This is a genomic window from Chelativorans intermedius (assembly GCF_025398255.1).
GTDB lineage: Bacteria > Pseudomonadota > Alphaproteobacteria > Rhizobiales > Rhizobiaceae > Chelativorans > Chelativorans intermedius.
Map to the genome: position 1 here is coordinate 19742 of NZ_JAODNW010000030.1, position 11573 is coordinate 31314.

Below are 11573 nucleotides of genomic sequence, written 5' to 3' on the forward strand. Positions count from 1 at the left end.
TTGACCGCGCATCAAGAATGCCACGGCAGGAGGGACGACGCCGTGGAAACAGTTCCCGAGTGCAGCACATGGCACCCCGGACATGGCCATGTCACTCTCGTCGCAGCGATCGCAGCCGCCAGGCAGCGTCTGGTCGGCCGACGTTTCCATAGCGGCATGGGCGTGTGTCATCTCGTCCGGCTGACCCTCGGCCATACCCATGCCGCCCCCGAAGACGAGGAGCAGCAGAGCAGCAAGGATGCAGCGGACGGTTTTCATGACTTCGCAATATAGGAGGTCGATGCCTGACTGCCAACCTTAGTTCGAGAGGCGGATCGTCACAGGACAAAGTGGCAACTGCAAGGCACGACCGAGTTTAACTGAGGAAGGGTTGACCTTACCACCGCTGGAACCTTTATCTTCCCGTGCGATCCATAAATCAGGAGTGATGACATGAACTCCCCAATCGCACTCAAAGGGCGAGCCGAGGAAAGCCTCCCCGACACACACCGGCTCGCGTTCTCGATCGAAGGCATGAACTGCGCCTCGTGCGTCGGCCGCGTGGAGAAGGCCATTTCCGCCGTCCCTGGCGTCCAATCCGCCGCCGTCAACCTGGCGAGCGAGCGCGCCGAGGTCGCCTTCGCCGGCGCGCCCGATCCGATGGCCGTCGTGCAAGCCGTCAGGGAGACGGGCTACGACGTCCCGGCTGAAACGGTCGAGCTTTCGATCGAGGGCATGAACTGCGCCTCCTGCGTCGGTCGCGTCGAGGCCGCGTTGAAGGCCGTTCCCGGCGTGACGGACGCGACGGTGAATCTCGCCAGTGAGAGGGCAACTGTTCACTTCGTTTCCGGTACCGCGGGAATTTCCGACCTCGAGGCGGCAGTGGAACACACCGGCTATAGCGCGAGGCCGGTGGCTTCCGAAAAGGCCGCCGATGATCAGACGGCAGCACGGGAGCGCGAGACGCGAAAGCTCGCGCGCTCCTTCGCGCTCGCCACCGTTCTCACCGTGCCGGTGGCGACCCTCGAGATGGGCAGCTTTTTGGTCCCCGCGATCGAGCGCTTCGTCACGGAGGGGATCGGGATGCAGGCGAGCTGGGTCATCCAGTTCGTGCTGACCACGATTGTCCTCTTCGGCCCGGGGCTGCGCTTCTTCCAAAAGGGAATCCCGGCGCTCGCGCGCCTGGCGCCCGACATGAACTCCCTGGTCGCGCTCGGCACCGGGGCAGCCTGGCTCTATTCCGTCGTGGCGACTTTCGCGCCGGGGCTTCTTCCGGAAGGCACCAGACACGTCTATTTCGAGGCCGCGGCCGTCATCGCGACCCTGATCCTTCTCGGGCGCTTTCTTGAGGCGCGCGCGAAGGGCCGCACCAGCGAGGCGATCAAGCGGCTGGTAGGCCTGCAGGCCAAGACGGCCCGGATCGTGCGCGAGGGCGGAACGGTCGAGGTGCCGCTCGACGAGGTCAGGGTCGGGGACGTGGTTCTGGTCCGTCCCGGCGAAAAGATTCCCGTCGACGGTGAGGTGGAGGAAGGCTCGTCCTTCGTCGATGAATCCATGATCACCGGCGAGCCGATGCCTGTCGGCAAGCAGGCCGGAGACACGGTGGTCGGCGCGACGATCAACAAGACGGGATCGTTCTCCTTCCGGGCCACCAAGATCGGCGCGGATACCGTGCTCGCCCAAATCATCCAGATGGTGGAGCGCGCGCAGGGAGCGAAGCTTCCGATCCAGGCCCTGGTCGACAAGGTCACCGCCTGGTTCGTCCCCGCCGACCTCCATCATGGTCGGTATCGGGCGGGCGGCGGAAATGGGCATCCTGTTCCGCAATGGCGAGGCCCTGCAGACCTTGCGCAGCGCGGAGGTGATCGCGCTCGACAAGACCGGAACGCTCACCAAGGGCCGGCCGGAACTGACGGACCTGTTCACCGAGAACGGTTTTGGCCGCAACGAGGTGCTGGCGCTGGTTGCTGCGGTCGAGACCCGGTCGGAGCATCCGATCGGAGAGGCCATCGTGGAGGCTGCCGAGAAGGCGGGCCTCGAGATCAAGGCTCCTGACGCGTTCGAGGCCATTCCCGGCTTCGGCGTCAGCGCCATGGTCGGCGGCCGTACGGTGGTCGTGGGCGCAGACCGGCTTATGCACCGCCAATCGATAGATACCAACCGCCTTGCGGACGACGCGGCGCGGCTCGGCGACGAGGGCAAGTCGCCGCTTTACGCCGCCGTCGACGGACGGCTTGCAGGCATCCTGGCGGTGGCTGACCCCGTCAAGGAGACGACGCCGCAGGCGGTCGCGGCGCTGCACGGGCTCGGCGTGAAGATCGCAATGATCACCGGCGACAACCGGCGCACGGCGGAAGCCATCGCTCGGCGACTGGGGATCGATGAGGTCGTGGCCGAGGTCCTGCCCGAGGGCAAGGTCGAGGCGCTGCACCGGCTCAGGGAAGCCGGCCGCAAGATCGCCTTCGTCGGCGACGGCATCAACGACGCGCCCGCGCTGGCGGAAGCCGATGTCGGGATCGCCATCGGAACCGGCACGGACGTGGCGATCGAGAGCGCGGATGTCGTCCTAATGTCGGGTGAGTTGACCGGGGTTCCCGGCGCGATCGCGCTCAGCCGCGCCACTCTGCGCAACATCAAGCAGAACCTGTTCTGGGCATTCGCTTACAACACAGCGCTTATTCCCGTGGCGGCGGGCGTGCTCTACCCGGCCTTCGGCCTGCTGCTGTCGCCCATGCTCGCCGCTGCAGCGATGGCGTTTTCGAGCGTTTTTGTCGTGACCAATGCGCTCCGGCTCAAGACCTTCCGCCCGCCCTTGATCGCGGGCAACGGTTCCTTCGAGGCTGCTGTCCGGGAGCCGGTGCCCGAACCGTCGTGATGAGGTTATCATGAACATTGGAGAAGCGGCACAGGCATCGGGTATCCCCGCCAAGACGATCCGCTACTATGAGGATACGGGCCTCATTCCGGCGGCGGACCGGTCGCGAAGCGGCTATCGCGTCTATGACGGAAGGGACGTCCATACCCTGCGCTTCATTCACCGAGCGCGCGAGCCCGGGTCTTCCGTACAGGACATCCGCAAGCTCCTGGCGCTCTGGCAGGATCGGACGCGGGCAAGCGCCGAGGTCAAGGCGCTCGCGCTCGCTCATTTGAGCGAACTTGACGAGAAGCTTGCGAAGCTCAAGGCCATGCGCCGCACGCTGGCGCACCTCGTCGCGCATTGCGAGGGCGACCACCGGCCCGACTGTCCGATTCTGGATGATCTTGCCGGCGAAGCCGCTGAGCCTTTGCAGGGAAACGGCGGCTTGCGGTTCAATTAGGCGGGGCGTTGAACTGCAACGGTTCACGTGGCGGGACGATGATGCGTCATCAGCAAAATCAGCCCGAGCACGCCCGACAGCACGGCTGGCGTCAAATACATGTGCAGCATGATCAGCGCCTCATGCCCTGACGCGTGACAAAGCAGCGTCAGGAGGGCGAAGGCGCCGACGAAGAAGGCAACCACGAGCAGGAGGACCTTGATTAGGAAGCGAAACATTACGGCCGAAGGCTTTTCCTTCTTTTTCGAAAGCTATTGCCCCTCGCACGATAACAGAGCCTGGGCGGCAGGTGGCTCAAGTTTGCGTTATTCAACCAAACCGCGGTCGCCTGTGCGTGCGACTTGCCGTGCGGGGATTAAATCCGCCTACGGAGCGCTCTTGTCGAAAGCTCTCAGGATCGGACGGGTTTAGAATCGTCGGTGCACCTCAAACTCGCTGACGGGGCCATACGCACCGCGAGGGATTTGCTGCAAGACGCTCAATCCAGGCTCTGTAGGCGCTGACGTTTCTCACGCCAAATCCCAAGTACCAGCAGCACTCCGCTCAGGATCACCAAAACCACCCCACGTGGAGGGCGTAAGGGCCAGGAACCGCACGGTGAAGGTCTAGAAGCCAGTGAAACAGGAGATTGTCGGCAATACCCAAGGCCCCAATGGCTATCAGGGCACCATTGACCAAAGCGTCGTTCCGTCCATTCATCGCGAGCTCCGGCTACAGTGGCTGGCAGGGTGAGACTGGACCCAACGTCTTTTCTCTTCTGCACTGGCGCACTGGTGGACAAATCCAGGTCCGTTCAGGCTCCTGCCTGCTCCCAGCATTCATAGCACGTATCGGTCCCACCCACCGTAATGCTCCTTGCTGCGGGGGCCGCGCGGCAGGCTCAGCGCGATCAGGACGAGCCCGGCGACAATGCTGTGGACCGCCGCCACCGCACCGCCGCCGACCAACAGCCAGGGAGCCGCGATCAGCCAGAGGCCGAAGGCAACGTTGATGAAACGCAGTGGCCGCGCCACCTCGGCCATGGCCATGACGGCGACGGTGATGATCAGCGCGCCGACCAGATGATCGCTGTCGGCCATCGGCGGCTCCGTGCCGAAAACCAGCCGGCTGAACATCAGCCAGGCGCCGAGCAACGAACTCGCAACCAGAGTCCACGGCACAGTCACGCCGCGTACGGCGTTACGGACCAGCTTTCCAAGAGGCATGTCAAAGCCCGGCCGTTCCGTGTCCTTGCCGCTTCCCGGCAGCGCGTCGCCCATGAAGAAGGAACGCCAGAAGGGGCGGCCGCGGCGCGTGTTGAGGACGAGGAACTGTCCCATCGCCACCAGCTCGTCGAGCGCGTAGGGAATCATGATCAGCATGGCGAGCGCCGCCAGGAGGCACAGCGTACAGTAGGTGCCGATCATGATCGGCTGGATGATGATGAAATAAATGGAGACGACGCCGAGCGGCACCACGACGATGCCGAACAGAAGCACCATCCACGGCATGGTGCGCCAGCGCGCGCGGCCGCCCATTATCCCCATCAGCACCTCGAACATGTAGCTGGTGGCACCCAGCCCGCCGTCGGCGATCGGCCAGGCCTTCGACACGTCGGAGGTGATGATGAACTCCGTTCCGTTGCGGCCGCCTTCGCCTGCGAAGAACGGCTCCCATACGTAGTCTATATGTCCAAGCTGATAGGCCCCGAGCGCGCGGGCGATGACGAAACCGATCGCGCCGAGCGCGATGATGGGCAGGCGCTGCAGATAGGTGGAGGGACAATAGGTCCAGCCGGGCGGCATGTCGGAATCGTCCATCATGCCTTCATGGCTCATGCCCGGCATCATTGGCACGAGAATCGAGAAGGTGATTACGAGCGCGCCCACAAAGGTATCGTTGGCGTAGACGGCGGCACTCGGCGCCCAGAAGAACAGCGGAGCGAACAGGAGCCACACGCCGACCGCGGTGTTGGCCCAAGGCGCCCAGCTGTATCGCGGCGAGAGCGCCAGCGCCGAGAACCCCATGATCAGCAAACCGCTGACGAGGTCGCTCCAGGCGGTGAGCGAATTGCGCAGCGAGGGATCCCATAAACCGCGTTCCTCCGTCACACGCATGACGGCCTCGCTGAAGGTGTCAGCGCCGAAGGTGCCGAAGACGAAGGGGCTGGTGGCGAGCCACAGGCCGAGAGCCATGTTGAAGAAGTGCACCCAGAGCATGTCGAAATGCATCTTGCGCATCTCTTGCATGTGCTCACGCATGGCGGCCTGATGCTGCTTGGGGTTCTTCTTCTCCTCTTCTTCGCGCTCTGCCGTCTCGACCTTTTCCGGTGCCACAGAGGCCGGATTCAATTTGTTGGCCTTGTACCATGCCGCGGGATCTGCTTTCAGTGCATCAATCATCTTCGGCAGGGTCTCGCGCAGGGAATGCTTCGGTTCCCAGCCGAGGAGTTCCTTGGCACGCGAGATGTCGAGCTCGTAGTGATCGTCTGAAATATCGACCATCCACGGACGGATGAAGGGATCCTGGTCGAGCACCTTGCCTTGAACCCAGGCACCGGTACGGGCGACGCTTTTCGGAATCTGGCGCGTCTCCCATTCCTCACCGTGGATCAGTTTCCCGATTTCGCGTTGCAGCTCGCCAAACGTCGGCGTTTCTGTTTCGCCCAGGAGCAATGGAATTTCGGGCGGCAGCTCCTTCCGCCGCTCCACGATCCCGAGCAGCGCGTCCGTCAAGTCGTCGAGGTGGATGAAGGGCTGCCCGGTATCGAGGTCGCCGGGATAAACGTGGCTGACAAGCAGGCGCTCGTAAATGCGCGCGATCTGGTGGGAAAGAAACGCTGAACGGCACAAGTCGTCGTAGACGCCAGCCGGCCGCGCCATGACGATCGGGATTTCGCCTCGTTGATCGCGGATCAGCTTTTCCGTCTCGATCTTCGACGCGCGGTAGGGAAGCTTGGGATCGAGCGGCCAATCCTCATCGATCGGTTGCCCCTTCTTGCCGGGTGCATGGACCAGCATCGTGCTGGAAAAGACGAACTGCTCCACTTCGAACTCTTCGAGCGCGCGCAACAGCCGTTCCGTGCCGCGTATCGTCACCTCCTCGTACTTCGGGTTCGGCTCACCGGTCAGGTCGAAATAGGCGGCAAGGTGGATCACGGACGCTATGCGGTTGCCATAACCTTTCCTTACGCGCTCAAACGCTGCTTTGATGCTGCTTTCGGACGTCAGGTCGATGCACACGCATTCGGCGTCAGCCGGCGGATTTGGGGGCGTATACCGGTCCAAGCCGACCAGCGTAAACCGCCCGGCCAGCTTCTCGATCACTGCCGTTCCGATGAAGCCGCTGCTCCCCGTGACGATGACAACGTCCTTGCCGGTATCCATCCGCTGCTCCTGGTGAGCACACTTCGTTCAGGCCCTGAGGTATTTCACGAGCGCAGCGATCGCGACGATGATCAGGATCAGGAACAGGATCGAGGCGAGACTGGCTGCGCCCATGATCCAGCTGCTCATGCCCTGCATGCCCATGCACTCCATCATCATCGGTCTGTTTCCACGTCAATAGGTTCGGCATCTTTGCGTTCGGAGCTGCTGATCATGCATTTCCCAACAGGCAGCCTGAAGTTCGCTCCGAAAACATTGAAACAGAACGGAATGCGCACGCGCATTGTTCCGGGAGGCAAGGAACTGGGGAACAGGAGAGTGCTGCACACGTTGGATCAGCCAAGCGGCGGTTTGGTAATTCCAGCAGCGCGAACGGATGTTCGAAAGCATCGGCACCTCCCTGTACGTAAGCGCCGGCCTCTTTTGGAAGGCCTTCTGGGCGCTCGCATTCGGCTATGCCTTTTCCTCGCTTATCCAGGTGTTGGTGCCGCGTGATGTGATCGCCCGCTATATGGGACGCCCCGGTCTCAAGGAGACCGCCCTGGCGATGGTGCTGGGGCCGGCGTCCTCGTCCTGCTCGTTCGCGGCGTTGTCTGCCGGGCGTGCCCTGCTCGTGAAGGGGGCGGCGTTGACGCCTATGATGGCGTTCCTGTTTGGCGCAACCAACCTATCCCCACAGGTTGCGGCTCTTGCCTGGATCTTCCTCGGCTGGCAGTTCGCACTCGCCGTCGTCGTCGGCTCCATCGCGCATGTGCTCGTTATGGCGACGGCGGTACGGCTCACCTATCTGAAAGCGATGGTGGAGCGTGCACGACAGGATGCTTCCAGGGCAGGTCACGCGGGGCATGACGACCCGGCGGAAGGCCTACCTCGCGCCTGGCGGGAGAAGCTGGCGAGCCGCAAAGCGTGGCGTCGCATCGGCACCACTTATTTTGACGAGTGGAACATGGTCTGGAAAGACTTGTTGTTTGGGTTCGTTGTCGCCGGCGTGGTCGCCGTGCTCGTGCCGGACGCGGTGTTCCAGGCCATCTTTCCGCAGGACCTGACGCCCGTGCTGCTCATCATCGTTCACGCTTTCCTTGGACCGGTGCTCGCCCTGCTGACGATCATCGGCTCGATGGGAAACGGCCCACTCGCCGCCGTGCTTTGGGAAAATGGTGTGCTATTCGCAGGCATCATCGCGTTCCTATATGCGGATTTCGTGGTGATCCCGTCGCTGCGGATCAACACGACCTACTATGGCTGGCGCTTCGCCGCCTATCTGGGTGCGATCTTCACCGTCTCGGCCATCGGCGCGGGCATCATCATGCACGCTCTGTTCTGGTTGCTCGGTCTGATTCCCGAGCCGCAGGCCGGAAGCGTTCAGCAGCTCGCGCAGTTCCGCATCGACTATGTCTTCTTTCTCAATCTCGCCGCCATAGCCGTGACGGCCGCGCTTCTATGACAATGGTGGCAGAACCGTCGCCATCCGATTGAGGACGGACCACGAGCCCGTGAAAAGACCGGAGGCGCACGATGACCGTTCGTCGACTGTCATGGATTGCCGTTGCAGGCTTGGTCCTCGGCATATTGGGCGTGTTCTGGGACAGAACATCGAATGTTCGGCAGCCCAGCGACAAATGAACCGGTGCCGGCAGATCATTCAAGCACATTGGCTGAGACTCCTTCGATTCCTGATCGGGCGTGGTGCCGTTCAAGTCTGATTGGTGCTCGGCGCGCCTGCTTTCTGGCCTCCCCCTGAACGTTCCAACAACACTTCTGGGTTTCCATCGGGCTGCCGCCATAGGTATCATCGGGCACGCGAATGGGAGGAGTGGATATGAGAGCGGCCGTATTCGCAGTGATGGCACTCGTCGGCCTTAACACGGCCTCTGACGCGCTTGCCGACGGCGACGCGACACGCGGCGCGCAGTACTACCGTGCGTGTGTCGCCTGCCATGCGCTCGAACCGGGGCTGCACCTCAGCGGTCCGAGCCTTGGCAATGTCTTCGAACGGAAGACCGGAACCGCCGAAGGCTTCGTGCGCTATTCGCCCGGACTGAAAGCAGCGGGTTTTTCCTGGAACGCCGCTGCCCTCGACGGCTGGCTCAAGGAGCCGGCCGCCATGATCCCGGACACCTACATGGTGTTTCAGGGAATTGACGATCCCCAGGCGCGCGCCGATCTTAATGCGTTTCTTGAGATCGCGGGAAAGCCAGGCGGCGGAGAGAAGGCTGTGGCAGACGGTCTCATCCCGGCGGAATACCTTCGTGCAGGTGCGCCGGAGCCAATCAGCGATGCATCGCCGGAGATACGTATTGCCGCCATCCGTCATTGTGGCGACAGTTATTTCATCAAGACTGAGGACGGCCAGGAGACACCCTACTGGGAAAAGAACATAAGGCTGAAAATCGACAGCGTGGAAACGGGACCGCCGGAGGGCGTTGCCGTGATTCTCGGCGCCGGTATGGCCGGCGACCGCTTCTCGGTGGTCTTTTCCAGCCTCGCCGACCTCGAATCCCTTGTAGAGGAGAAATGCTGACAAACGCCCCGAAGCGCTTCAGCCCCTGTTGTGAAGGGGTGAAGGGCTGGCTGACCTCATGCCGCCCGCGCATTAATTCGCTACTCTTGTGGCATTTCGCCTGTGCGACACTAGGGTCGGGCCGTTGTCGAAGCTGAAGCTCTTCTGCGCGGGTCTTTATCCACCAGGCGGCGACTACGCGCCACCAGGAGTTAGGGATAGGGGGAATAGGGGATCTATGCTCGCTGTGATCTGCGGCTGGCTCGATCACAGACGCGCAATCCGCCGGCGCTGGCAGACCGATGCCCGTCGTCTCGCCGCGGCCGAGGAGGCCAACGTTTATTATGAGGCGCAGCGCCGTGCCGCCCAGGCACGCGTTCGCGGCGAGACAGCCGAATTCTATCACTGGGCCAAGGTCGCCGCGGAAATCGCCCGCATCTCTCTGCAGGCGGAAATGGATATCGAGAAGGTGTGGCCGCGATCGTCGCCGAGGAAGAGCGCTGAAGCGGTTGACGTGCGGGTGTGCGTGCCGCTTGCGCGCTGCGCCCGGCAAGGGAAGCTTCGCCGCGGCTGACACACTCCGGCCCCGCAAATCTGCCGGGTAGCCCGCCGCGCCCTTGCCCGTCTTGCTCTTCGCGGCATGCCGATCCTCGTCCCGGAAAGACCGGGGGCGGGAATCGGATAAGAGGAGCGCGCGAAGGCGCGGGCGAGATGATGGAAAAAGCAGACCTGGAAGAGCTGAGAGGAAAGGTGCCCTGCAGCGCCGTGCTGGAGGACGCGGGGTTCGCGCTCGATCTCAAGGAGAGCAGCCGAAAGGCGATGAAGTATCGCCGCGCCGCCGAGATCATCATCGTCATCCATGACGGCAAGGGCTGGTTCGATCCCTTGTCGGATGCAAAGGGCGACGTCTTCTCTCTGGTGGAACATCTCGACGGCACGCCTTTTGCCGCCGCGCTTTATGTCGTCGCCGAACTGGTCGGCTTTGTCCCGTCCGAACCGGTCTGGACACGCGAGACCAGGGACCGTGCGCCCGACCTGACGATCGTGGAACGTTGGCGGGTCCGGCGAAAACCCTGGCCCGGCTCGGCGACGTGGCGATATCTCCTCAACACGCGCCACATCCCTGAACGTGTCATCCGGAAGGCCATTGCCGCGAACCTCCTGCGCGAAGGCCCGAAGGGCAGTATGTGGGCCGGCCACACCGATCACGCCGGTCAGGTGACCGGCTGGGAGGAGCGCGGTCCCGATTGGCGCGGCTTCGCGACAGGCGGCGCCAAGACGCTGTTCCGTCTCGGCCGGCCCGAGGCGCTCCGACTCTGTGTCACCGAGGCGGCAATCGACGCCATGAGCCTGGCCGAGATCGAGGACCTTCGAGCGAATACCCTTTATCTCAGCACCGGCGGTGGCTGGGCACCGGCTACGGCCGAAGCCCTTCGAACATACGTCCAGCGGGCGGGCGCCTATCTTGTGGCGGCCACCGACAACAACGCGCAGGGCGAGATATACGCCGGCCGTCTGCGAGACCTCGCCGCCGAGGCAGGATGCGGGTTCGAGCGGATGTGTCCGCTGGCGGAAGACTGGAACGCCGAATTGGGAAGGAAGCAGGAGTCGAGAGGGAGGGAGAAGTCGAAGGAGGACGGCTGCCGCATGCCCGCCGGCCGCCTCAAGGGTGACGCTTCGCCCGGCTGACGCCGGCCCTTGACCCGGCCGAACGGAGAGGCGGCCGCTCGAGAGGGGTCCGGAAGGGCTGAAGATGATGGCGACGTCGAACGGATGAGCCGCGCTCCAGCCCCGGAGGCCAAGGAGCCGACCAATGACCCTCTCTCCTATCCGCAAGATCTATTTCGGGATAGCCGATCGCCGGCAGATGTTCCGACTGTTCGATCGCCACGCCCAGCGCCCGAACCGCTGGCAGAACGACGACGGCGCCCTGTTCGCGGGCGAATGGTTCGAGATCGCCCGGCCCGAACACGATTACATGCTCGATATCCTGCCGCCGCTCTGGATGCGCGGTGAGATGTTCGCCCTGGGCGAATTCCTGACCGGCAGCATCACCAGCGTGTTCTATGCGCTCTGCATCAATGGGGTTGACCGCTACTTCCATGCCTATTGCGATCTCGCCCGGCCGGGTTCGCCCGTCGAGATGCGCGACGCCATCGTCGAGCGGGAGCGCCGCCCGGTCAAGGCGATGACCCGCGAGGAGCGGATCGAGCATATCTGGAGCGCCACCGAGGATCGGTATCGCGGCTATGCCGGGCCGAACTTCCGGCCCGAGCATCGGGGCCAGCGCACCATCATCGTCTATGGCAGGCATGGAAGCAGCTTCGCGCTGCTTGATCATCTGACCGACGTGCAGATCTCGGAAAAGCTTCCCGTCCATCTACGCCACCTGCCGCTCGCCGAGGCCGCGTG

10 protein-coding genes and 1 pseudogene are annotated in these 11573 nt (G+C 63.3%); 8 read left to right on the forward strand and 3 right to left on the reverse strand.

Annotated features, from left to right (window positions below):
• The first annotated feature begins 42 nt into the window (after positions 1-42).
• The 3 genes and pseudogenes from NYR58_RS18035 to cueR all read left to right on the forward strand — a co-directional run bounded on the left by NYR58_RS18035 (position 43) and on the right by cueR (position 3296).
• Positions 43-273, forward strand: a complete 231-nt coding sequence (locus NYR58_RS18035) for a hypothetical protein (RefSeq protein WP_261522546.1) — start codon at positions 43-45, stop codon at positions 271-273.
• A 240-nt stretch (positions 274-513) separates the two neighbouring features.
• Positions 514-2854 (forward strand): annotated as a pseudogene (locus tag NYR58_RS18040) (heavy metal translocating P-type ATPase).
• Between the two features lie 10 nt (positions 2855-2864).
• On the forward strand, positions 2865-3296 hold the full coding sequence (gene cueR, locus NYR58_RS18045) for a Cu(I)-responsive transcriptional regulator (protein ID WP_261522547.1): 432 nt from the start codon (positions 2865-2867) through the stop codon (positions 3294-3296).
• 23 nt (positions 3297-3319) lie between these two features.
• On the opposite strand, the gene NYR58_RS18050 is transcribed toward cueR, so the two are convergent.
• The 3 genes from NYR58_RS18050 to NYR58_RS18060 all read right to left on the reverse strand — a co-directional run bounded on the left by NYR58_RS18050 (position 3320) and on the right by NYR58_RS18060 (position 6820).
• Positions 3320-3514 (reverse strand): hypothetical protein, encoded by a 195-nt coding sequence (locus NYR58_RS18050; RefSeq protein ID WP_261522548.1) that lies wholly within the window; start codon positions 3512-3514, stop codon positions 3320-3322.
• A 600-nt stretch (positions 3515-4114) separates the two neighbouring features.
• Positions 4115-6661, reverse strand: a complete 2547-nt coding sequence (locus tag NYR58_RS18055) for an SPW repeat domain-containing protein (protein WP_261522549.1) — start codon at positions 6659-6661, stop codon at positions 4115-4117.
• Between the two features lie 27 nt (positions 6662-6688).
• The gene (locus NYR58_RS18060) at positions 6689-6820 is read right to left on the reverse strand and encodes a hypothetical protein (RefSeq protein ID WP_261522550.1); all 132 of its coding nucleotides are present in this window, start codon (positions 6818-6820) and stop codon (positions 6689-6691) included.
• A gap of 217 nt (positions 6821-7037) precedes the next feature.
• Between NYR58_RS18060 and NYR58_RS18065 the strand changes: the two genes are divergently transcribed.
• From NYR58_RS18065 to NYR58_RS18085, 5 genes are all read left to right on the forward strand, one after another.
• Positions 7038-8105 carry a permease gene (locus tag NYR58_RS18065; RefSeq protein ID WP_261522551.1) on the forward strand — a complete coding sequence of 356 codons (1068 nt, stop codon included), beginning with the start codon at positions 7038-7040 and terminating at the stop codon, positions 8103-8105.
• Positions 8106-8480: 375 nt separating this feature from the next.
• The gene (locus NYR58_RS18070; protein WP_261522552.1) at positions 8481-9182 is read left to right on the forward strand and encodes a c-type cytochrome; all 702 of its coding nucleotides are present in this window, start codon (positions 8481-8483) and stop codon (positions 9180-9182) included.
• 217 nt (positions 9183-9399) lie between these two features.
• A complete protein-coding gene (locus NYR58_RS18075; protein WP_261522553.1) occupies positions 9400-9735 on the forward strand; it encodes a hypothetical protein in 336 nt (111 codons plus the stop codon).
• A 140-nt stretch (positions 9736-9875) separates the two neighbouring features.
• Entirely contained in the window at positions 9876-10850 is a 975-nt protein-coding gene (locus NYR58_RS18080; RefSeq protein ID WP_261522554.1) for a DUF3991 and toprim domain-containing protein, read from the forward strand.
• Between the two features lie 124 nt (positions 10851-10974).
• Positions 10975-11573 (forward strand): DUF1419 domain-containing protein (locus NYR58_RS18085; protein WP_261522555.1); only part of this gene is annotated, 599 nt, incomplete at its 3' end.

Bases quoted from the DNA above. Each gene is read 5' to 3' on its own strand.
- NYR58_RS18065 (WP_261522551.1), top strand. From the start codon at position 7,038: ATGTTCGAAAGCATCGGCACCTCCCTGTACGTAAGCGCCGGCCTCTTT.
- NYR58_RS18080 (WP_261522554.1), top strand. From the start codon at position 9,876: ATGGAAAAAGCAGACCTGGAAGAGCTGAGAGGAAAGGTGCCCTGCAGC.
- NYR58_RS18060 (WP_261522550.1), bottom strand. From the start codon at position 6,820: ATGATGATGGAGTGCATGGGCATGCAGGGCATGAGCAGCTGGATCATG.
- NYR58_RS18070 (WP_261522552.1), top strand. From the start codon at position 8,481: ATGAGAGCGGCCGTATTCGCAGTGATGGCACTCGTCGGCCTTAACACG.
- NYR58_RS18050 (WP_261522548.1), bottom strand. From the start codon at position 3,514: ATGTTTCGCTTCCTAATCAAGGTCCTCCTGCTCGTGGTTGCCTTCTTC.
- cueR (WP_261522547.1), top strand. From the start codon at position 2,865: ATGAACATTGGAGAAGCGGCACAGGCATCGGGTATCCCCGCCAAGACG.
- NYR58_RS18075 (WP_261522553.1), top strand. From the start codon at position 9,400: ATGCTCGCTGTGATCTGCGGCTGGCTCGATCACAGACGCGCAATCCGC.
- NYR58_RS18055 (WP_261522549.1), bottom strand. From the start codon at position 6,661: ATGGATACCGGCAAGGACGTTGTCATCGTCACGGGGAGCAGCGGCTTC.